Genomic DNA, 20,594 nt, shown 5'->3' with positions numbered 1-20,594 from the left:
TTTAACCAAAGGTTAGCGCATGAAAAATAAACACTATCTAACGAATATTTATTGCGGAAAAGTGGCGGAGCGTTACGGTATTGAAACCGCGATAGACAAGCAGCCGGTAAACACTAGTCTGTATTTATCATTCGATGGATTAGCAGGTGATGAGTGTGCTGATAAACTTCATCATGGTGGGCTTGAGCGTGCGTTACATCAATATCCAGCTGAGCATTATGCCTATTGGCAAGAGAAATATAATACAGATAATACTTGGCAAGCTGCGGGCATGGGCGAAAATATTAGTTCAACAGGTATGACAGAACAGACTGTATATTTAGGCGACCGTTATCAATGGGGAGAAGCGATTATCGAAGTCAGTCAGCCTCGTTCTCCTTGTTTTAAGCTAAATAAACGTTGGGGCATCGATAACTTATCGGTCGATATGCAGGATGTTAGTCGCAGTGGCTGGTTATATCGCGTTATTCAGCCGGGCATGGTCAGTGTCGATGAACCGTTGGAATTAATCGCCCGAGTTGATAATGCAATGACAATTACTGAGGTGTGTGAGACATTTTTTGGTGACCCACTCAATAATCAAAAGCTGTTGGCATTAAAAAAACAAAGCACCTTATCTGATAGTTGGATGGAAAAAATTGTGCAACGCTTAGCAAACAATGAAGTAGAAAACTGGAATTTTAGACTGTTAGACCATGCTTAAACGACATATTCTCTGCAGATAAGCATGATGTCATCGCTGCTTAAAGCTTCTTTGGTTAAATCACATAAAATGCCGTCACTGGTCTTGCGATTAAATTTACAATGCTTGCAGACCCCAAAGGCAGTTCGACCAGTAGCGAGTTGATAGTTACTTAATACTTTTTTAAGTAATGTTTTGGTTTCAAACTCCTCATCAACAGACAAACCGGCAATAGCATCAGTAAACTTTTGTGGAGGGCAAGTTTTCATTAAAAACTCGCGACCGGTTTCAGTTACTTTTAAATGGGTAATGCGTTTATCTTTATTGTCTTTTACTTTAGCAATTAAGCTTTTGCTTTCCAGAATTTTTAACGATTGTGATACCGTGCCTTTGGTTAACCCTAAAAACTCAGTGACCGCTAAGGTGGTATCTGAGTAACGGTTACAAGTCGATAGGTAATACAAAGCCTCTTGCTGTATAGGTTGTAACCCTAAGCTTTGCCCTTCAAGTCGCGTTTCTTGCCGTAATAAATTGGCTAAACGCTCGATTAAATTAAATAGTTCATCATTCATTCTCTAATAGTATCGAGTCAAAACATATTTGACAAGTAGAGTTTTATTATGCTTAAATATATTGGTATCGAATCGAAACTATTTTGGTGGAGATAAGCCAAGTTAAGCATTAAGCACTTATTACTATCGTTTAATTAACTCAAAGGATTAATCATGAAAACTTCACAGCTATTTATCGCAGCAACCTTGAGCACCGTGCTGTTGACAACAACTACCTATGCTCACAATAAGCACAGCGGTCATATTCAAGCACCGATATCTTCGGCCATTGCTACTGAGTTTGACATTGTTCATGCCAAGGTAATTACCCAAGGCAGTCATTTAATATTCCAACAAGCGGTAACCGGTAAAGTTGGTAATAAACAGCCCGAAAAAAAGGGTCAGTTAGCCGGCGCCGAGGTCTATAGTTATGTATGGCCAACGTCACTTAATAGCTCTGCTGTAGGCTTTGAAGCGGATCAAGGCATTCTCTCTTTAGCGTTAACTGTACATCCTGACTTCGATGACACTCCTTTATATGATGAAGATGGTGATGGCAATAAAACCAATGACGGAGATAAATGGCATAGCCACTGGGTAGTTCTTGTGCCAGATAATGCCTGTGGTGAAGGCGCTTTAAAAGTTAAAGACATTGCTCAAGGTAGCTCACCTAAATTACCACTGACTTGGCCAAATTTACCTATCTTTATTGACAGTCCTGGATTTGATTTTAGCTTAGCGAAATCTGAAGTCTTAGTGCGAGTACCTCTATCTTCACTAGGTTTTCCAGAAAGCTTTTCTTTTGATGGTGTCACCGCAGGTTTAAAAATAAATCAGCAAGTACATGCGCCTTTGTTGTGTGTTAGTGATGTATTTGATGTCGCATCTGGTGATTTAAGCTTACCGGGCAAAAGCCAATAACTTTGTAGGAGTAGTGAGTATGCAAATACATGTTTTTGATACCCATGTAATGACGGATTCTGGTCAATATATCCATTTTGATGTTTTGGTGAATAATGAAAATATTAAGGAAGTAGAGCAATATGCCAAACAGTATCTCGCAAGTTTAGGCGTGAAAATAGATAATATTAAGCAAAGCCGTTGCAATTTTTGCCATAGTGAACTTGCTGACCTTGAGGTGCAAGATAATATCGCTAATCAGGGGCATAGTATTATTCGCTTATAATACCAATCCGACTAACCAGCTATTGCACAACCAAGTGCAGTGTTCTTGACTATTTGTCCTTATAATAAATTGCGCCATTAATTAATCTGATTGGTATAATTTATCTAACAGCTAGTTAAGTCTTAAGTAAAGGAGATAGTATTCAATGGCAAACAATATAAGTTGTGATGCTCATGACTATTTTGAAATTGTCTGTATGCGTCGAAGCCTAATCAAGGTGACGAGCAAAGACAATAAAATTTACCATGGCATAGCAACAGATATTAAACTTGTCGAAAAGCAAGAATATCTACAAATTAGTGATGATATTAAAACCGAGCAACTACTGTTAAGTGAAGTGAAAACACTGGAGGCACTAGGAAATACTACTGCTCAACATAACTTTTCGATCACATGGTGATCTGAGCTGAACGTTTGAACAGGACAAATGATGGTATAAAATAATAGCGCTACAGTGAATCAACGCCACCATAAACATCAATGGTAAAACCCCGTTGTAGGGCATAGTCTTGGGGCGTTAATCCGAGTTGTTTTTTTAAATATCGAATTAGGTGAGGTTGATCACTAAAACCAAACTGATAAGCAATATCTACCCAGTCAATATCACTTTGTTCACGTTGATAGAGAAATTCCAAAATAGCTTCTAGCCTATTCATTGATTGGCATTGCTTAAGCGTTACCCCTGAAACTTTTAAAAAACTACGCTCTAAGGTGCGTTGTGAACAAAAGAGGGTATCTCCTAATGAATTAATTGCAGCTTTAGCCAACAGTGGTAGTACCTTCCTTGTCAGTTCACTATGATTATCCTCGTGGTTTTTTAAAAGCCAAGGCAGGCATAGCTTGTCCAGCATTTTAGCGCAGTCATCAGGGGAATTTCGTGCCAGAATAACTAAATCATGTTCATTTAGTTGATTATTATCGCTTAACTTATGGTCATCAAAATTGCTCTGTGCAAAATTAATGTTCTCAACAGAAATCGCTTCAACAGTATCGACCACTGCTTGCGGTGTCTGTTCTTGCAAGTCCATAAAAGTGGGTAATGAATATAGTGCGCCGACATGGAATTTAATGCCAATACAGGCAACAGCCTTAGCATGATCTAATTCATAGGTTTTCCCATGAGGGTGTAACCAGTGACAACCATCCATTTGAGTAACACCATTATCACTCTTGTATCGAAAGTTTTGCTGTGGCAGCGCCAAAATTAAATGTGATGCTGGGTCAGGGTTAAGCTTCGGATAATCATTATGACCTTCAGCATTAGGCAATTTATCAAGAAACCAATAACAGGCTATATATTTAGCAAGTTCTGGATTATTAGGGACTTTCAACCAATGTATCATCACACACCTTGATAGTTTTTTTGATCAATATAACGCAACCACTTTATGCTAACTATACCCGTCACCAATCAAGATACAGGTTTCAGAGTGCTTGGGCAATTTCAATGCAAGGCGCTGTGATGAAATAATGGTTATTCCATTGTGAATCACAGCAACGATTAAGTGATGTTGCTCAAGCGCTTCTTCGATGGTGTTAAATTGACTTTATACGGCGTTAAATAATCAAACCATAGAATGACTATGTTTAAATTATTTGCCCTGCCTAAAGTCATTTTAATTCCCACTGAAATCCTGCACTTTGGATGGTAACGGGTATATTATAAATATAGTTATTTTTATGCGTGCTTGAACTCAAACTGTACTATACGATGAGCCGAGGTAAAGCCGGCGTGGGCAATGGCTTTTTGAGCGGCCACATTATTGCTTTCGGTGGAACAAATAGATGTTAATCCTTGGGTAGCGGCATGTTTAGTTAGAAAGGTTAAAACTTTTTTAGCGATACCTTGTCCACGGTTAGATTGTGCGACAATCATGCCTAAGTCAGCGTATTCAGTTTGATATTGATCGAATAAACGACATTCTCCTGCAGCTAATAATTTCCCTTTATGCCAATAACCAAAAAGTTCTTTGCGCTCAATTAAATTGCCGTAGTATTGCGTTAGCCATTGCTCGGGAGCACCGATATTGGCTGCTGCAAAGGTAACAAACGCTGTTAATTGCTCAGTACCAGCTATTTGCATATCAATCATCTCAAGATTTCTATCAGCCAACTTTGTGTTGTGCTGGTACATCAAAGAATTCACTTTAAATGTCGCTGAGTTATCTAAACATAAAGCCTGATAATTTAGCTCTGCGGTGCTAACAAATGCGCCTTTAACTTCACCTATTACGGAACTATTTTGCTGCGAAATTAATGTAAATAATTCCTGAGAACACAGTTGGAACTCCGGCTGAAGATAATATTGCAGCAGGTATCCGTCATCATTAACGCAACAGAATCCTACTAGGTTTTTATTTACATAAAAGCCAAAGTGTTTAGCCATAGGAGCGAAACCAAAATGCCACATGCCATCGAGTGGCACAATCGAGCTATCAAAATACGCTTTTTTTAATTGCGTTAAGTCGCTTAGCGATTCAATTGTTTTAATTTTAAACATTGTTTATTACCTACTATCTACTTGTATGATTCATATAGTAGGGTTTTAATACGTTGAGGGATTGAATAAAAGCGACAATGTCATTTTTATCACTGTCAGGACAATTAATAGCTGAAACTCTTCGTTGGCAATTTTAGATAAAGCACTATTACAATAACTCCATATATTATGGCAACTCACCGATTAATCGATAATATTTTATAAAGGCGCTGATGACTCTTAAAATTTTACTAATAACACTGTCAGCACTATTTCTTATCAGCTGTTCAGGCCGTCAAATTGAAATAATGGATGATAACGGTAAAGTGATTGGCGAATGCTATGCTGGCGTTGATTGGCACTTTTATGGCATGCAAGACACCATTGATTATATGCTGTATCAGTGTGCTAAAGACTCTATTGAACAAGGTTATGCTCTTTCTGACAAGTCTCTGTTAGAAAAAGACTTTACCTTGCCAAAACCACCTAAAGATCAAGCATGGAATAAAAAAATTGCCATGCAGCACTATAAAAATGGTGCTATTAGCGAGCAAAAATTAGGTTACATTCTTGCTGCCATTGAGTATGAGTACATGAAAGTTGCTTGGCCTGCTCAAGATGACTTAATCACAGGAAAAATTAATCAAGCAGAATTTGATCGAATTGTTAAAAAGGCTAAATATATTTGGCTTGGAGAATGATACTAATTTTCCTAGCAAAAAGTAATCCTCCGTTATTATTTTTACAACTCAGTTGAACTCACATCTACATTTTATATGTTACTCATCATCATTGGTGATTTACTTATTTATCTCAGTTGGTTATACACTGCAACATATCGCAAGGAACATCTTTATGGAGCAAAATGGCGCACTTCAACCGAGAGAGTAATAATGCAATTTTATTGGCAGGTATATTAGCTCTTGTTGTGGGTGTTGGTGTCGCTCGTTTTGTTTTTACTTCACTTTTGCCGGCAATGTTGGAAGACTCGATCAACATAGCTTTTGCTGGTGTGCTTGCCTCAATAAATTACTTCGGTTATTTAAGCGGATCAGTTTTTTCTATTTTTATTAAAGATATATACACCAAGGTAAAATATTTCCGATTAGGGTTAGTGCTTTGTGTCATTTGTTCTTTTGTTTTAGGTATTACTGAAAACGATATAGTGTGGGTTATTGCCCGATTCTTGGCTGGTTTTGGTGCTGCAATGGCGCTTGTTGTAGGATCTGCTATTGTCATGCTGAAGCTACAATCGACCAATAAAACTAAAGCAATGGGCATACACTTTAGCGGTTTGGGCTTTTCAATCGTCATTACGGACCTAGTGATGCGGGGTGTCTTTAGTTATGGTGGAGACTGGAAAGATGCATGGCTTATATTGGCTATTCTTGGCGGCTTCTTTTCATGTTATTCCGCTTATATTTTACGCTTTGAAAAACAACCTACCAATGACGTAATTAAACATAAATTTGATAAATCACTCTTTTCACCTATGGTCATCATTCTTATTTTGGCCTACTTTACCGAGGGTGTTGGTATGGTCGTACAATCAACCTTTTTGCCTGACATAGTGAACTCATTAGATGGTTTGTCAGGTTATGGTGGCTGGGTATGGTTAGTCGCAGGTATTGCCGGAATCCCCTCTTGTATTATATGGATGCGATTAGCACATCGCTTTGGCAGTATTAATATTATGATGGTCGCCATGCTGTTGCAGATTATCGGGATTTTAATCCCGATATTTTCTAACAATATAATTATGAATCTTATTAGTGGTATCCTTTTTGGTGCCACATTTATTGGTTTAGTTGCTTTGTTTATGAATTTTGGCGGTCAACTATCAAAGAAAAACCCAGTCTTTATCATGGGGGCATTAACAGCGGCTTACGGGGTGGGGCAAATTATCGCACCATTATATAGCGTTGCATTGATCGAACAGTTTCAGACTTATAATCACGCTTTATATTTAACTGCGTTTATCGTTGCGTGTGGCATTTTATTGCTGACTTATGCCAAGTTTAATCTTAAGGAAGCAACACAGTGTATGCAGTAGTTATGCGTGCAGTAATAATGTGTTTTGAGGTTTATTGCTGACACTCTAACGATGACCACTTTTTGATATCTTTAGCATATTTCTTTGACCATTCATTAGCGGCGTCCTGATCTGAAAGCCTTGTTATAACCGCTAAAGAAGATGCATCGGTAATCATACGGTTGGTAAAACTAATGTTTTGAATTAAGTGATATACACAAGGAAATTTTTGTTTTAAATTTGGCGCCGCTGCTTTTTTTAACCATCCGCCTCTGCGGTTGCCACAGTCTTTAACTAATTTTTTATTGAGTCCCCACTCGGGTATATTTTCACACTGTTCTGTATACAGAGGAAAATTGACAAATTCACCTTCGATATAATTGTCGGTCCAATTAGGGCTCCAATTTAACAAGAGGATAGGGCGCTTTTTTTCAATCGCAAGGGTAAGTGCTTCCCACAATGCTGATTCATCAGGTAAACGTTCAATGGCAAACTTTAGCCCTAACGCTCGAATAATATCAGCATCACCATAATTCCATGGGCCACCAAAATATATACCTTTTTCCGTTGTTTTCGACCCCTTAAAAAGTGCTCTACATTTATTTAAAGCTTGCCACTGGGGTAATTCAGGACATAAATCTTCCACATATTTTGGGTACCACCAATCTTCTACTACTTTGGCTTCATGTGTTCCTAAATCAATAATATCACCGTTAGCGACAAGCTTATTGAACTCTTGCCCCATTGACGGTTCCCATACTTCTATTTGAAAATGAATAACTCCACGTTTCAGTGCTCCCCATTGTCGGTCAGCACTAATGTTTATGTACTCTACCGGGGTACCTAAATTTTCAATTAACTGACCAACAACGTTTGACAATACCCGCTGGCTTGACCAGTTATTTGTTGGTATAACGACTTTATCTGTAGGGTGAGACGGTTTGGACCATAATGTGCTGGAAAAAAATAGTAATGAGAATAAGGTCTTAACGTAATAACTATTGTTCATTTTTAGCCTAAGGATTAAATGGGGTTAGGTGCGCTTCAAATAATATGTAATAACACTAGGGCTAAATTTTATCGCGAATAATGAATAAAAAGTACCAGTTATTACTACCTCCAAGGGGCTAGTGCTATTGAGTTTAATATATATTGACTATGATGTCCTATTTCGTCTCAAAGTAAGCCGCTGGTTGGGTGCTCTCAACACGCCAATTACGTTCGATTTATGCTTTAGTGAAACCTAATTGAAGCGGCCGTTACTACTAAAAAAGTCAGCTTATGGCGTATAAACTGAATTTTTTAGTAGTTAGCTTGATTTAGTCAGCGTCATACTTATTAAATTTATTGAACTTGATAATTGAAGTAAGCTCTTCACCATAAAGACTACCTTTTTCAGAATAACGATCCAATTTAGTAACCAGTATAAAAGGGTCGTTTGTTTGCATTCTAGCTTCTCTAAACTCAGCAAAAGCGCTGCTACGTCCCACCGTGCGATAGTAATCGACTATAGCATCTTCAATAGAATTGTATTTCTTTACCCAAATAGTTTTGTCGCCACGCATTTTTAAAGCAGCAACCCTAGGTTCATTTTTGTCAAAAGACCAAACACCAAAGATATTATTAGCGACTCTAAAAAAGCGTGAGGTAGCCCAAGAACTTTCTATTGCCGCTTGTGCGATGGCAATACTTTTAGGGTGAGGTTTAAGTGCCATGAGCAATTTTTCATTGGTAGTGGCTTTGTATTCTACTTTTAATTTTTCAATCTCAGCACTCGTTTTACCGGCATCAAGTGTTGTTTTAATCTCTTCATATCTAGCCATTAGTTTCGTGTAAACAATGTTAACAGCAGGAATGATTAACGCTCTAAATCTTGCTTTTTTCTCTTGTACTGTCATTTTAGGGAGCTCAGGCTCCTGTTGAGTAACACTGTAAATAACCGATGCAATGATAACGAGCAGTATTGTAGCGATAATTATTTTGATTTTATTTGAAGGACGTAGCACTAATATATTTCCGAAGTGATTGTTAAACTGAGGTATTAAGACTAAATAGTAGGGTAGTTCGGTGGTAAAAACAAAATTTAATCTGGCAAGGGGTAACGTTGGTTGTCATCAGGTTGGGTTTTACCGAGGTAGTGTGTGAGTTTTGAAATAGGCAAAAGTGAGTCATACTGAGATGAATATACCTCAAAGTGTAACACTCACTTTCGCTTGATTAGTTAGCCATAGGTTTTACTAAAACTATCAACACCGGCTTGCGCGCAGCCTAAATCTTGCTCGGGTGAACCTGAACTCACGCCAATACCACCAACAACGCTGCCATTAAAGGTGATGGGCAAACCACCGCCAACAATGCACATACGGCCACCTAGAGCGGTATGAATGCCAAATAAATTATTTTTATGTCCTGGAATGCAGGCTTTATTAAATTCATGGGTACCCTTACGCGCTGATGCCGCGGTAAAGGCTTTATCTTGTGAAATGGTAATACTGTGTACTTTACCGCCATCCATGCGTTCAAAGGCAATTAAATTACCTGACTCATCTACCACGGCAATGCACATAGGCACGCCAAGTTCATTGGCTTTATTCACCGCGCCGTCAATTATCGTTTTTGCTTCCGTTTGGTTTAGTCTATTTATTGTTAACATAGTTTCCACTCTTTAATTTTAAATCTGGTTTATACCCAAGCCACTTCAAAATGCTCGTTCAGGATAGTGAGCAACTCATGAGCAAGGCGCATCTTTTTATTAATGGTCATTCCCTTAAAAACGGATGCAACGAGGTTCATGAATTGCTCAGAAATCCCCACAGGGTTGGTTTAGAAACATTTTTGGCTGCGTTATTAATTTTGAGAAGGGAACAACCATTCTCTTCAACCAATGCCTTGCCTAAAACGTTTCTAATTCCAACTGAACCATGCTGTTTGCAGTAGTTTGGGTATTACCCCAAGCTCCGTTGTGATGGGGGGTGGGTATGCCGCAGAGATAAAATATTGGCGGTGAGAAAATACCCTTGCTGTTGTAAACTTTGCTTAACTGGTTTCTTTAATTGGCTGTTGGTTTTTAACAAAGCCAAGTTCAATGGAAATTGACTTACCTGCTTTGACTAAGTGTTTGACCCATTCATCTTTACGTCTATCTATTGGTGCTGACACCGATAACCCAGCAACAACTTCACCGTATCTGTCATATAACAGCACGCCAATACAACCTACACCTATTTCGGCTTCTTCGTTATCGTAGGCAAATCCTTGCTCAACACAGTGCATACACTCGCGCTCTAAGCTTTCTATGTCTGAAAATGTTTTACGAGTATAGGTTGGCAAATTTGTGCGATGGGCATAGCCACTAATTCCTTCGCTGCCTTCCATGCCTAACATCATTTTACCAACGCCTGTTACATGAAGCGGCGCTCGGCTACCAATAATTTGTTGAACATGCATCATTCTATTGGGAATGGCTTTTTCTACGTAAATGATCACATCGCCTTCACGCGTGGTGAGGTTAATCGTTTCACCAAACTTATCTCGTAGTTTTTCCATATAAGGTAATGCCACTTTGCGAAAATCTACGTGTTGAGATTGATAATTACTGAGTCTAATGAGTCGACCACTTAACTGGTACTTACCTGAATTGTCTCGATCAACAAAGTGATTATCGATAAGAGAATGTAATATTCGAAAAGCAGTAGATGGCGCTAAATTAGTATCGGCACTAAGCGCTTTTAGTGTTACCGGCATGGTATAGCGTGAAATAGCATCGAGTAATGTGGCTGCTCTATCTATTACTTGAATGCGAGATTCGGGTTTAACTTTAGTCATAATATTGCCGCTCAGTTTAAAAATTTATCGAATATCAAACTAACTAAGTGATCTTTTTAAATGCTCTAAACACCCAATAACATTGTTGCTTTTGAAGGTTTACGCTCATTAAATTTGAATTATTAATTAATTGGATTGTTATAACATCCCCTTTCTTGACTCTTGTGTCAACTTTATGTTGGTTTTGATTTAAATATATAGCTTAAACCGACAAAAGCCATCATTAATGCGAGTTCGTCGATTTCACATAGTGGAATATGTAAATTGCACTGAACTCGATATTCATATACCCCCTTATTTATCAGTGGTGTGGAAGGCATTACTCGGTATACAAAGTCATTGTTTCACATGGTGGAATTCATCTTGTTTGCCTGAACTAGTTGTTTTCCATAAGGTGAAATAGAAGCAAAAAATGACTAAGAAAATAAACATCAGCTACAAATTACGAGTCACCTTAAGACTCATATAGATAAATACGACTTATACCAGTTTCATTAATTATGTGATCTATTTTATACGCAGGAAAAATGGCGAAATATAAGGCATTTATTGCAATAACTAGTTGTTCTAATTGTTAAATAAATAACGAAGTAGTTGGCTATTTAACCAGTAGAAATGATCACTAAGTTAGTGAGGTTGGTATTACCACACGATTAATGTCACGGCTAAAGCCATGACTAATATGACGGTTAATACCGCAAGAGATATTAAGAGGCACCTATGAGCAGTTCACCTAACCAAACCATGAATATTCCAAGCTACGAGGATGTACTCGTAGCCCACGAACGTATTAAACCCTATATTCACGAAACCCCAGTATTAACCTCACGTTTCCTTAATGAATTAACAGGTGCTGAGTTATTTTTTAAATGTGAAAACTTGCAAAAGGCAGCCGCTTTTAAAGTGCGCGGAGCCTGTAATGCTGTTTTTGGTTTAACTGACGCTGAAGCAAAAATTGGTGTGGCTACACATTCATCAGGTAACCATGCATTATCGTTATCTTATGCCGCTGGACGACGTGGCATACCCGTTACCGTAGTGATGCCGCGTACAGCGCCGCAAGCTAAGAAAGATGCCGTAATTGGCTATGGCGGAGTCATTGTTGAATGTGAGCCTTCTACTAGTTCACGCGAAGCCGTCTTTGCTGACGTTGTTGCTGAGTCAGGTGCAGACTTTGTTCATCCTTACAACGACCCACGCGTTATCGCTGGCCAAGCCACTTGTGCAAAAGAGCTCGTTAATCAGGTACTTAATTTAGATGCTGTGGTAGCGCCAATTGGCGGCGGCGGCATGATATCAGGTACTTGCTTAACACTCTCTACTACTAATCCGACAATCAAAATTTATGCGGCAGAGCCTTTGAATGCAGATGATGCTGCGCGCTCATTTAAAGCGGGTCATATCATTGCTGACGATGCTCCAGAGACAGTTGCCGATGGTCTAAAAGTTCCACTTAAAGATCTGACTTGGCATTTTGTTAAAAACCATGTCACCGATATTTTAACGGCAACCGAAGATGAAATTGTCGCGGCAATGAAGCTTATTTGGATCCGCATGAAAATTGTAGTGGAGCCAAGCAGCGCGGTAACACTCGCGATTATTTTGAAAAATCCCGAGGTATTTAAAGGCAAGCGTATCGGGGTAATTCTTACTGGCGGTAATGTCGATTTAGACAAATTGCCTTGGATGAATAAATAAGCCAATAAGTTCAGCCGTCAAAAAAATTAAAACTTTGGTTCAAATTAAAAATTATACAAAAGCTCGATCTAAAAATTATCTAAATACTAATTAAAATTTTGGAGAAGAAGATGACAAAAGTAAATGATTTAGAAGTAGGTTATGACGTTCCGGCCCTTCCGGGTATGGATGAAGCGGACATTCAAACACCTTGTTTGATTGTCGATTTAGACGCGTTAGAGCGTAACATCACCAAGATGGGACAATTCGCTAAAGAGATGGGTGTTCGTCATCGTGTGCATGGCAAAATGCATAAGTCTGTTGATATAGCATTTTTACAAGAAAAGCTGGGTGATAGCTGTGGTGTATGTTGTCAAAAAGTATCAGAAGCCGAAGTCTTTGCACGTGGCGGCATTAAAGATGTTTTAGTATCTAACCAAGTACGTGAACCAGCAAAAATTGATCGTTTAGCACGTTTACCTAAACTTGGCGCTCGTACTTTGGTTTGTGTTGATGATCTTGAGAATGTTGCTGAATTAGCAGCTGCGGTTAATAAACATGATACGCAAATTGAATGTTTAGTTGAAATTGACTGTGGCGCGGGTCGTTGTGGTGTAAGTGAAGGCCAGCCCGTTGTTGATATCGCTAAAGCGATTGCTGCAACACCAGGTTTAACTTTTTCTGGTATTCAAGCTTACCAAGGCGCTATGCAGCACATGGAAAGCTACCAAGAACGTAAAGAGAAGATTGACATCGCTGTTGGAATGGTTGCTCGAACAATCGACATGCTTAAAGCAGAAGGGCTTGAGTGTGACATCGTTGGTGGTGGCGGTACAGGCTCATATTACTTTGAAGGTAATTCAGGTGTTTTCAATGAATTACAGTGTGGTTCTTACGCTTTTATGGATGCTGATTACCAACGCATTCATGATGAAAAAGGTGAGCGAATTTCAGAATTTGAAAACTCATTATTTATCTTAACATCTGTTATGAGCCACACCAAAGCTGACAAAGCTATTTGTGATGCAGGTCTTAAAGCGCAATCAGTAGATAGTGGTTTACCGTACATCTTTGGTCGTGATGATGTTGAATACATCAAGTGTTCTGATGAACATGGTGTTATTTCAGATGCTAACGGCGTACTAAAAATTAATGAAAAGCTAAAGCTCGTCCCTGGACATTGTGATCCAACGTGTAACGTTCACGATTATTATGTTGGTGTACGTAATGGAAAAGTAGAAACCTTATGGCCAGTTTCTGCTCGTGGTAAAGCTTACTAATAACAGTTTTATATAGTTACATACCCGTAACCATCAAGCTGCATGTTTCAGAGTGCTTGAATGGTAACGGGTATAGATGTTCTCAGCTTCTGCTGAGAGTTTTCCCTTTTTTAGGACATTAATTATGAGTGATTCAAAAGAAAACCATTCACAGAAAAACTCTTTACCCGTTAACAAGGGCGTATCAGTTGTTTCAGAAGCGGTTTGCCAAGAAGTTATGGGTAGAGCAGATGCCTTTACCGCAGTAGAAAACGTATTTTCTGCAATGGCGAAAAATACCGCCTACAACTTTCCGGTAATACGTGAAGCCATTGGTCATGCGGATGCCCTCTATGGTTTTAAATCGGGCTTCGACCGTGACGGTATGGTGCTTGGCTTAAAATCAGGGGGATACTGGCCGGGTAATGTGCAAAAAGACCTGACTAACCACCAATCCACAGTGATTTTGTTTGACCCTGATACCGGCCAGTTAAAATCCCTAGTTGGCGGTAACTACTTAACTGCCGTGCGTACTGCTGCCTCTTCTGCCGTTTCTATTGCGCATTTAGCTCGTAAAGATTCAAAAGTGCTAGGTATGGTAGGTGCAGGTCATCAATCAACTTTTCAATTACGTGCCGCTGTTGAACAACGTGACTTTGAAAAAATTGTTTGCTGGAACTTCCACCCTGAGCAAATACCTAAGCTTGCTGCGGTGGCTGAAGAATTAGGTTTACCGTTTGAATCAGTAACGCGTGAAGAGCTTTGTGCTCAAGCGGATGTCATTATTACCATTACTTCAGCGTTTGAGGCGCTAATAGATAAAGACTGGATCAAGCCCGGTACTCACATTGCGTGTATGGGAACCGACACTGTAGGTAAGCAAGAAGTTGATGCTAAGTTACTTGCAGTAGCTAAGGTCTTTACCGATGAATTAGCGCAATCAATTACTCTGGGTGAAGCTCAACATGCGATTGCACAAAAGCTCATTCAACAAAGCGACATTGTGCCAATTGGCGAAGTAATTAACGGTACTAAAACCGGCCGAACATCAGCAGAAGATATTACTTTGTTTGATGGCACAGGTGTTGGCTTACAAGATTTAGCTGTAGCCTCAGTCGCGGCTGAATTAGCTGAAGCTAAAGGGCAGGTTACTTACTTCAAGTTATAAAACTACTTTTTAGCTAAAGTTTCAAGGGCAACAATTCACAATGGCTGTTTATTCATTTAAACAGCCATTTTTTGCTTTCTAAAAATTAGCTAGCCAATAACATAATGTTAAAAAATAGTCTTAAAATAAAAATGATGTTTATTATGTGAAAGTATCAGTAGTTAAGTTAACTTAGTAACAGACTTTGATTTTCTGCTCAGAACGTTAAAGTGATTTATTACTACAGTACTAATGTTTGATTGGTTGAGCGTACGATTAAGCTGCCTAGAATAAATGGAGATGACAGTGTTAGCAGATAAGTTTTGCTTAAAATTAGAAAGCCCAACAGTTGAAGACTTTTTGACATTACGCAGAAAAGTGGGATGGGGCGATCTTGATGCGAACCTCGCTGAAAAAAGTTTAAATCATAGCTTATTCCATGTGATCATTTTGCATGATAACCGACTTGTTGGTATGGGAAGAGTCGTTGGTGATGGCGCTATGTATTTTTATATTCAGGATGTGATTGTCGACCCAAGCTACCAAAAGTTGGGTATTGGCGCGGCTTTAATGGCTAAGATAGAAGGCTATTTATCTGATGCCACTAACCAAGGCTCTACTATCGGTTTGTTGGCAGCACAGGGAAAAGAGGCCTTCTATAGCCGTTATGGTTACACCCAAAGACCTAGTCGTTCTTTAGGTCATGGCATGTGTAAGTTTATATAATCGTTTGCATCGATAACCTTGAAAGAGCATTTTATGATTGAAAGAAAATCAGGCATCTATTCTGGTCGTAATAAATCATCAGCATATAAAGACTTAGTATGGACAGTTGCTACCTCCTCCGATACCTCTGTAGAGTTCGAGCAGCAAACATTACTGACCCTAGATACAATCCAAGCCAATTTAATTGAGCTAGGTTCAGATAAGACCCGCATTGTTTCTGCACAAGTTTATATTGCCAATATGGCAGAAAAGCCTGTGATGGATGCTGTTTGGCAAAAATGGTTGGGTGATAATCCTCAACATTGGCCACAACGAGCTTGTTTGGGTGTAAGTCTTGAAGGCGATGTACTCATTGAAGTGACGGTAACCGCCGTTCGAGGCAGTTGATTCAGCATGGCGATGCAAAACCTCATCAAGACCATTAAGCATGTAATGGTGGAAGATCGCAGTTTACCTTTTTCAGTTTACTCCTCAGTAAAAGAGCAGCACTTGCTCAATGTGCCCATTGTTAAACCCTTATTTATTGCCGTACTTGATGGCGATAAAGTATTAGGTAAAGCAGGTGAAATAGTATGTCATGCTGGTGATTTTATTTTTTTGTCCGACAATCCGGCGATTAATATGCGAAATATTCCCAAGAAGAACGAATACTTTGCCTTATTAATTGAATTCGACAATGAAGACTTTGTTGGTATTAGCATTGAAAATAGCGCTGACGGTGAGAAAAATCATCGAATGGGTGAAGGGTTTAGTGTTGGTGATGTATCACAGGAATTAGAAAAATGTCTGCAGCAATTTGTTGAATGGTCACTTTATTCACCTAAAGCCATGTGGCCTTTACGGAAAAAGGAAATTCTGCAATTACTTTGTCATATGGGGCATCCAGAGATTTTAACTATGGTGGCATCCCATAAACTAGGGCAAAAAATATCTGCCATGTTAAGTGAACAACCTTCAGCAGATGTTTCAATGCCCACGCTTTGCCAACATCTTGGCATGAGTGAGTCGACGCTTAGACGAAAGTTAAGCGCAGAAGGAACCACAGTTCAAACCATTAAAGATCAAGTGAAGTTAGGGCTCGGTTTACATCTATTACAAACAACCAAACATTCCATCGTGTTCATTGCTGCACAATGCGGTTACCAGTCACAATCGCGATTTACTAGTCGGTTTAAAGGACGTTTTGGCCTAACACCTTCGGAACTGAGAAAAACCAAACTGACGGATCAGGGCGAAAACTTGACGGAATTGAGGCTATAAATCACGCATAAAAACACTAAAATATCCTATATCAATAAGCAATACATACTTTCACTCCATTAAATAAGGTTCATCGTTATGTTTAAGTCACTCACATTAGTTACCTTGCTCTCAATCAGTTTTTCTTCTATCACCTTGGCAGATACCTTGACCTTATCAAGTAAAGATATCGCAGAAGGGGAATTTATGGCTAAAGCCCAAGAATTTAATGGCTTTGGTTGTAGCGGAGGGGATTTATCGCCACAGCTAGCATGGTCAGGTGCTCCTGAAGGTACGAAAAGTTTTGCCATTACTGCCTATGATCCTGATGCACCAACAGGCAGTGGTTGGTGGCATTGGCAAATAGTGAATATTCCTCATACTGTGAACGAAATAGCCGCAGGCGCGGGCAGTGCTAAAAAAGGCTCAGCACCTGAGGGCAGCGTGCAAATAGCTAATGATTTTGGTTACCGTGGGTTTGGTGGTGCTTGTCCGCCAGAAGGCCACGGAATTCACCATTACCGCTTTACTGTTCATGCACTATCAGTAGAGAAGCTTGAGTTGCCACAAGAGGCGTCAGGCGCGTTAACGGGTTATATGATTAATGCGAACACTATTGCCACAAGTACAATAGAGTCTTTATATAAACGCGACTAATACCACCATTTAAGTAGAGCCTATTAGGCTCTACTTATACCAATTTAATTAGAGTTAATTTACTTGCGCAGACATATTGTCGCTTACTTTTCGACTGTTTTTCCAACGCCTCCAAGAAAGCATCGCGCCGGTATACACCAACAAGCATGCAAATAGCGAAGCCAAACCAGCAATAGTTTGTCCAAATGGACCGAAGACTTCACCTGTATGAAGAAACCTAATGTAGCTACGTAGCTTGCTGTAAGTAGATAGTTGGTCAAATTTTTGTTCTTGAACCACATCCCCTGTTGTAGAATCTAATAATATTGAGATACGTTTTTGTGGCTCACCACCATTGCCCATATCAACACGGTAAATTTTGCTGCTAGTAGGCGCATTATCTAATGAAAATTGAATGCTTTGCCACTGTGGATAATATTGTCTTATTTTTGTTAATTGTTTAGCAATAGTTAGTTGGGACGCGCTTTGTTGAGCAGACACTTCAACAGGCTTAGCAAGTGACACTGACTCTGTTGAGACATAGTTTTTAAGTGTTTGGCCCGGCCATTTATAGGAAAAGAATACCGCAGTTACCACCACTACAAAAAGTACCGGCGCGATATAAATACCAAAAACATTATGCCATTGGTAATTTCTCGCACTCTTGTTAGGATAATTTCCAGACAAGGTTAACCTTTGCTTGAATGCTCTGCTGTTAAAGCGCTTAGGTAGCCATAAATATAGCCCTGAAAGAATTAAAACAATAAAAATGACATTGGCAATACCATTAACCTCTCGACCTGTTTGACTGAAATCTCCATCTAAGGTTAACCAACGATGAAAAGCTCTTAATTTACGGAAAAAGGTTTTTGTGCCTTGACCCGGTATCGCTATTTCTGCCCCAGTATAAGGGTTAAGGTAAGCGAGTGTTTTTCTGCCATCTTTAATAATAATCGGTGCATTAGGCTGATTTTCTACCACAACGTTAGCGATTTTTTTGCTCGGGTACTGTTTAGCAATAATCAAAAGTTGCGACAGGGCTAACTTGTTATTTGATGCTGTTGGCGCTGCAGGATAATCGCTACGTTCGGCGGCTTTAATCATCTGACGTTCATAGGTTAAGGCAACACCGGTGATAGACATTAAAAAAATAAAAATAGCCGCACTACAGCCTATGATTAAATGTAGCCAAAAAAAAGTTTTTCTTATATTCATGATTTTACCTAGAACTAGCATTGAAAGCCCTAAGCTAGAAAACAAGATAAGTCCTCTGCGAACTTAATACCCGTTTAGCTAACTTAATAGGGGGAGTTTTGTCAGTATTGAAGTGACATTTTGAGGATTGTAAAACATTTTTATAAAATAAAATATAATTGGATGCGAATCATTCGTTATTAGATGTGTTTTTTGTAGTATTCATGATTTAGCTATAAAAAGTAGCAATAAATAACGAATAAACTACTAGGGCTAATATGTTATTCCTAGTAATTTATCGGCATCGACATTAACCGTTTTATCGTATGTTTTACTGAAAACTCAAGTGATATAGCCAAACTAAATAATATGGATTTTATATTTTTCTATGAATGATTTTTTGTCTCTATCCGTAGGAGGATTGTCATCTGAAAACGTTGAAATATCTCTAATAAAATTTTCAGATGGACCTGAAGGTGTATTTATTACCAGTAAGTGACTATCTGAAATAGCTTTAAAACGTCGACTCACGTTAGGCCCAGCGATAACTAAGTCACCAGCTGTAGCTAGAAAATTTTCTTTTTCTACATCAAACTCTACTTCACCTGAAATAATATAAAAAATTTCATCATCAATTTCGTGATAATGCCAAGGTGCCTCATTTCCTTTTGGAAGTTTACTGTCAAAAATAGACACTTGATTGTCTGTATCTAAACCTGTTGCAAGAATTGAGGTAAGTTCTCCTCCTGCTAGATTGTATCGTTCTGACTCACCTGCTTTTACATGTTTATATCTCATCATAATCTCCTAATATTTCTTTAAGTTAGTCTGCAATCTAGTTTGCCATGTAGCGTTCTAGTTTTGGTTTCACAAATAGTGACATTATCAAAGAGATTAACAGTCCCAACGGCAGTGCAATTACAAATGCTTGCCACCAATATACGGTTAACTCAGTGACTGTTTTAACATCAATATTATTGATAGTAGTAACTAAGGCCATGATGCTTTCCATGATCACTGCCATTGATATGCCGATAACAAAATTTTGTTTAGACTCTGTTGCTTTTGGAAGTGCTATTGAAACTATTTTGCTTATTATCGCAATCATTAAAAAACCCACCGGAGCCATTGTTGTTGCAGACCAAAGTGTTGCAGTTAGCCATTTTTCAAAAAACTGTTCATTAAAACCAATGTTTTGGTATGTCATTACAAATGTCAGGAGACCAATAAGGGTAAAAATTAGTGACAACATGACTATAGTTTTTTTAACGATTCTCATAACAAGTACCTTTTTTGATATTTAGTTGACAATATCAACTATCGACAAAGGGAACTTTATCTTTTATAGTTGATAGTGTCAACTATAAATCGGATGTGAATTTTGAATAAAAATATGCCAGATACATTCTTAGCACTAACTTTTAAATTTAAGTCATTAGTTTTAAAAGCAATTCGAGAAGCAGGAATCGACATTGTGTCGATGGAAATTAAATCACTGCACTGTATCAACAGTGTAAGTCAATGTACTGCCGCTAACATGGTAGAACTAATGGATAGAGATAAAGGACAAATCGCAAGACTAACTAAGGAGATGATGGCAAAAGGTTTTATTCATAAAGTGCCTAATCCTCATGATAGTAGAAGCCAAGTAATTGAACTGACAACGCTTGGTCAAGAGATCCTAAACCAAATGTTAGCAATTGAGAAAGGTATCATTGAAACCATGCAAAACTCTCTTTCAAGCGAACAAATTAGCCAGTTTAATGTCGTTGCTATGATTATGACTAAAAATTTAAAAAATAATTGATGATCGAAGTCGGTTTAATGAAACTGAATGACAGTGTTTAGTGCTATGAAGACGTTGGGCTTTTTATAACCTAGGTGCAAGTTATTGTTTGTGCTGACTCATCGTAACGTAATAGCGGCTACTTATTTTTTAAAATCTTTGTTATATAAATAGA

24 protein-coding genes are annotated in these 20,594 nt (G+C 38.6%); 14 read left to right on the top strand and 10 right to left on the bottom strand.

What is annotated here, in order from left to right; genetic code table 11:
* Positions 1–19 precede the first annotated feature (19 nt).
* Positions 20–703, top strand: coding sequence for an MOSC domain-containing protein (locus CXF79_RS22505; protein ID WP_101158026.1), 684 nt, complete (start codon positions 20–22; stop codon positions 701–703).
* On the opposite strand, the gene CXF79_RS22500 is transcribed toward CXF79_RS22505, so the two are convergent.
* Positions 700–1,254 (bottom strand): MarR family winged helix-turn-helix transcriptional regulator, encoded by a 555-nt coding sequence (locus CXF79_RS22500; RefSeq protein WP_101158024.1) that lies wholly within the window; start codon positions 1,252–1,254, stop codon positions 700–702. The two genes, CXF79_RS22505 and CXF79_RS22500, sit on opposite strands and share 4 nt — an antisense overlap.
* A gap of 153 nt (positions 1,255–1,407) precedes the next feature.
* Between CXF79_RS22500 and CXF79_RS22495 the strand changes: the two genes are divergently transcribed.
* The 3 genes from CXF79_RS22495 (at position 1,408) to CXF79_RS22485 (ending at position 2,819) form a co-directional block, all read left to right on the top strand.
* The gene (locus CXF79_RS22495; RefSeq protein ID WP_011045623.1) at positions 1,408–2,154 is read left to right on the top strand and encodes a hypothetical protein; all 747 of its coding nucleotides are present in this window, start codon (positions 1,408–1,410) and stop codon (positions 2,152–2,154) included.
* 19 nt (positions 2,155–2,173) lie between these two features.
* Positions 2,174–2,419 (top strand): DUF2024 family protein, encoded by a 246-nt coding sequence (locus tag CXF79_RS22490; RefSeq protein WP_011045622.1) that lies wholly within the window; start codon positions 2,174–2,176, stop codon positions 2,417–2,419.
* 145 nt (positions 2,420–2,564) lie between these two features.
* On the top strand, positions 2,565–2,819 hold the full coding sequence (locus CXF79_RS22485) for a Rho-binding antiterminator (protein WP_101158022.1): 255 nt from the start codon (positions 2,565–2,567) through the stop codon (positions 2,817–2,819).
* Between the two features lie 49 nt (positions 2,820–2,868).
* Here the strand turns inward: CXF79_RS22485 and CXF79_RS22480 are convergent, their stop codons facing one another.
* Together CXF79_RS22480 and CXF79_RS22475 are read right to left on the bottom strand one after the other, a co-directional pair.
* Entirely contained in the window at positions 2,869–3,762 is an 894-nt protein-coding gene (locus CXF79_RS22480) for a helix-turn-helix domain-containing protein (protein ID WP_101158020.1), read from the bottom strand.
* A 335-nt stretch (positions 3,763–4,097) separates the two neighbouring features.
* Entirely contained in the window at positions 4,098–4,919 is an 822-nt protein-coding gene (locus CXF79_RS22475; RefSeq protein ID WP_011045617.1) for a GNAT family N-acetyltransferase, read from the bottom strand.
* Positions 4,920–5,131: 212 nt separating this feature from the next.
* Between CXF79_RS22475 and CXF79_RS22470 the strand changes: the two genes are divergently transcribed.
* Complete coding sequence (locus CXF79_RS22470; protein WP_101158018.1) at positions 5,132–5,599, top strand: hypothetical protein; 468 nt, start codon at positions 5,132–5,134, stop codon at positions 5,597–5,599.
* A gap of 164 nt (positions 5,600–5,763) precedes the next feature.
* Positions 5,764–6,951 (top strand): YbfB/YjiJ family MFS transporter, encoded by a 1,188-nt coding sequence (locus tag CXF79_RS22465; RefSeq protein WP_101158016.1) that lies wholly within the window; start codon positions 5,764–5,766, stop codon positions 6,949–6,951.
* 31 nt (positions 6,952–6,982) lie between these two features.
* Here the strand turns inward: CXF79_RS22465 and CXF79_RS22460 are convergent, their stop codons facing one another.
* The 4 genes from CXF79_RS22460 to CXF79_RS22440 form a co-directional block, all read right to left on the bottom strand.
* A complete protein-coding gene (locus tag CXF79_RS22460) occupies positions 6,983–7,939 on the bottom strand; it encodes an ABC transporter substrate-binding protein (RefSeq protein WP_011045614.1) in 957 nt (318 codons plus the stop codon).
* Positions 7,940–8,249: 310 nt separating this feature from the next.
* Positions 8,250–8,936 carry a glucosaminidase domain-containing protein gene (locus CXF79_RS22455; RefSeq protein ID WP_011045613.1) on the bottom strand — a complete coding sequence of 229 codons (687 nt, stop codon included), beginning with the start codon at positions 8,934–8,936 and terminating at the stop codon, positions 8,250–8,252.
* A gap of 215 nt (positions 8,937–9,151) precedes the next feature.
* Entirely contained in the window at positions 9,152–9,583 is a 432-nt protein-coding gene (locus CXF79_RS22450; protein WP_011045612.1) for a GlcG/HbpS family heme-binding protein, read from the bottom strand.
* 383 nt (positions 9,584–9,966) lie between these two features.
* Entirely contained in the window at positions 9,967–10,755 is a 789-nt protein-coding gene (locus tag CXF79_RS22440; protein WP_011045610.1) for an IclR family transcriptional regulator, read from the bottom strand.
* Between the two features lie 720 nt (positions 10,756–11,475).
* Here CXF79_RS22440 and bhcB point away from each other — a divergent pair.
* From bhcB to CXF79_RS22405, 7 genes are all read left to right on the top strand, one after another.
* Positions 11,476–12,453, top strand: coding sequence for a beta-hydroxyaspartate dehydratase BhcB (bhcB, locus tag CXF79_RS22435; RefSeq protein WP_011045607.1), 978 nt, complete (start codon positions 11,476–11,478; stop codon positions 12,451–12,453).
* Positions 12,454–12,563: 110 nt separating this feature from the next.
* Complete coding sequence (gene bhcC / locus CXF79_RS22430) at positions 12,564–13,712, top strand: 3-hydroxy-D-aspartate aldolase BhcC (RefSeq protein ID WP_011045606.1); 1,149 nt, start codon at positions 12,564–12,566, stop codon at positions 13,710–13,712.
* Between the two features lie 124 nt (positions 13,713–13,836).
* Positions 13,837–14,859, top strand: coding sequence for an iminosuccinate reductase BhcD (gene bhcD, locus CXF79_RS22425; protein ID WP_101158014.1), 1,023 nt, complete (start codon positions 13,837–13,839; stop codon positions 14,857–14,859).
* Between the two features lie 279 nt (positions 14,860–15,138).
* Positions 15,139–15,564: a GNAT family N-acetyltransferase gene (locus tag CXF79_RS22420; protein ID WP_101158013.1), complete on the top strand. Its 426-nt coding sequence runs from the start codon at positions 15,139–15,141 to the stop codon at positions 15,562–15,564.
* Between the two features lie 33 nt (positions 15,565–15,597).
* Positions 15,598–15,951, top strand: a complete 354-nt coding sequence (locus CXF79_RS22415; protein ID WP_101158011.1) for a RidA family protein — start codon at positions 15,598–15,600, stop codon at positions 15,949–15,951.
* A gap of 12 nt (positions 15,952–15,963) precedes the next feature.
* The gene (locus CXF79_RS22410; protein WP_101158309.1) at positions 15,964–16,824 is read left to right on the top strand and encodes a helix-turn-helix domain-containing protein; all 861 of its coding nucleotides are present in this window, start codon (positions 15,964–15,966) and stop codon (positions 16,822–16,824) included.
* Positions 16,825–16,902: 78 nt separating this feature from the next.
* A complete protein-coding gene (locus CXF79_RS22405) occupies positions 16,903–17,460 on the top strand; it encodes a YbhB/YbcL family Raf kinase inhibitor-like protein (protein WP_101158009.1) in 558 nt (185 codons plus the stop codon).
* 54 nt (positions 17,461–17,514) lie between these two features.
* Here the strand turns inward: CXF79_RS22405 and CXF79_RS22400 are convergent, their stop codons facing one another.
* From CXF79_RS22400 to CXF79_RS22390, 3 genes are all read right to left on the bottom strand, one after another.
* Entirely contained in the window at positions 17,515–18,654 is a 1,140-nt protein-coding gene (locus CXF79_RS22400) for a PepSY-associated TM helix domain-containing protein (protein ID WP_101158007.1), read from the bottom strand.
* Positions 18,655–18,993: 339 nt separating this feature from the next.
* Positions 18,994–19,434 (bottom strand): cupin domain-containing protein, encoded by a 441-nt coding sequence (locus tag CXF79_RS22395; RefSeq protein ID WP_232769289.1) that lies wholly within the window; start codon positions 19,432–19,434, stop codon positions 18,994–18,996.
* A gap of 34 nt (positions 19,435–19,468) precedes the next feature.
* Positions 19,469–19,912 (bottom strand): DUF2798 domain-containing protein, encoded by a 444-nt coding sequence (locus tag CXF79_RS22390; RefSeq protein WP_101158003.1) that lies wholly within the window; start codon positions 19,910–19,912, stop codon positions 19,469–19,471.
* A gap of 102 nt (positions 19,913–20,014) precedes the next feature.
* Here CXF79_RS22390 and CXF79_RS22385 point away from each other — a divergent pair, with 102 nt between their 5' ends.
* Positions 20,015–20,440 (top strand): MarR family winged helix-turn-helix transcriptional regulator, encoded by a 426-nt coding sequence (locus tag CXF79_RS22385; protein ID WP_101158001.1) that lies wholly within the window; start codon positions 20,015–20,017, stop codon positions 20,438–20,440.
* Positions 20,441–20,594: the final 154 nt, after the last annotated feature.

The organism is Colwellia sp. Bg11-28 (genome assembly GCF_002836245.1).
In the GTDB taxonomy this organism is placed as follows: domain Bacteria; phylum Pseudomonadota; class Gammaproteobacteria; order Enterobacterales; family Alteromonadaceae; genus Colwellia; species Colwellia psychrerythraea_A.
Note: the sequence above shows the minus strand (reverse complement) of the source record. Positions and strands in the feature narration are given on the sequence as shown.

Bases quoted from the DNA above. Each gene is read 5' to 3' on its own strand.
- CXF79_RS22485 (WP_101158022.1), top strand. From the start codon at position 2,565: ATGGCAAACAATATAAGTTGTGATGCTCATGACTATTTTGAAATTGTC.
- CXF79_RS22470 (WP_101158018.1), top strand. From the start codon at position 5,132: ATGACTCTTAAAATTTTACTAATAACACTGTCAGCACTATTTCTTATC.
- CXF79_RS22420 (WP_101158013.1), top strand. From the start codon at position 15,139: ATGACAGTGTTAGCAGATAAGTTTTGCTTAAAATTAGAAAGCCCAACA.
- CXF79_RS22410 (WP_101158309.1), top strand. From the start codon at position 15,964: ATGCAAAACCTCATCAAGACCATTAAGCATGTAATGGTGGAAGATCGC.
- CXF79_RS22415 (WP_101158011.1), top strand. From the start codon at position 15,598: ATGATTGAAAGAAAATCAGGCATCTATTCTGGTCGTAATAAATCATCA.
- CXF79_RS22460 (WP_011045614.1), bottom strand. From the start codon at position 7,939: ATGAACAATAGTTATTACGTTAAGACCTTATTCTCATTACTATTTTTT.
- CXF79_RS22405 (WP_101158009.1), top strand. From the start codon at position 16,903: ATGTTTAAGTCACTCACATTAGTTACCTTGCTCTCAATCAGTTTTTCT.
- bhcC (WP_011045606.1), top strand. From the start codon at position 12,564: ATGACAAAAGTAAATGATTTAGAAGTAGGTTATGACGTTCCGGCCCTT.
- bhcB (WP_011045607.1), top strand. From the start codon at position 11,476: ATGAGCAGTTCACCTAACCAAACCATGAATATTCCAAGCTACGAGGAT.
- CXF79_RS22395 (WP_232769289.1), bottom strand. From the start codon at position 19,434: ATGATGAGATATAAACATGTAAAAGCAGGTGAGTCAGAACGATACAAT.
- CXF79_RS22440 (WP_011045610.1), bottom strand. From the start codon at position 10,755: ATGACTAAAGTTAAACCCGAATCTCGCATTCAAGTAATAGATAGAGCA.
- CXF79_RS22480 (WP_101158020.1), bottom strand. From the start codon at position 3,762: ATGATACATTGGTTGAAAGTCCCTAATAATCCAGAACTTGCTAAATAT.
- CXF79_RS22505 (WP_101158026.1), top strand. From the start codon at position 20: ATGAAAAATAAACACTATCTAACGAATATTTATTGCGGAAAAGTGGCG.
- CXF79_RS22400 (WP_101158007.1), bottom strand. From the start codon at position 18,654: ATGAATATAAGAAAAACTTTTTTTTGGCTACATTTAATCATAGGCTGT.
- CXF79_RS22390 (WP_101158003.1), bottom strand. From the start codon at position 19,912: ATGAGAATCGTTAAAAAAACTATAGTCATGTTGTCACTAATTTTTACC.
- CXF79_RS22465 (WP_101158016.1), top strand. From the start codon at position 5,764: ATGGCGCACTTCAACCGAGAGAGTAATAATGCAATTTTATTGGCAGGT.
- CXF79_RS22450 (WP_011045612.1), bottom strand. From the start codon at position 9,583: ATGTTAACAATAAATAGACTAAACCAAACGGAAGCAAAAACGATAATT.
- CXF79_RS22500 (WP_101158024.1), bottom strand. From the start codon at position 1,254: ATGAATGATGAACTATTTAATTTAATCGAGCGTTTAGCCAATTTATTA.
- CXF79_RS22475 (WP_011045617.1), bottom strand. From the start codon at position 4,919: ATGTTTAAAATTAAAACAATTGAATCGCTAAGCGACTTAACGCAATTA.
- CXF79_RS22495 (WP_011045623.1), top strand. From the start codon at position 1,408: ATGAAAACTTCACAGCTATTTATCGCAGCAACCTTGAGCACCGTGCTG.
- bhcD (WP_101158014.1), top strand. From the start codon at position 13,837: ATGAGTGATTCAAAAGAAAACCATTCACAGAAAAACTCTTTACCCGTT.
- CXF79_RS22490 (WP_011045622.1), top strand. From the start codon at position 2,174: ATGCAAATACATGTTTTTGATACCCATGTAATGACGGATTCTGGTCAA.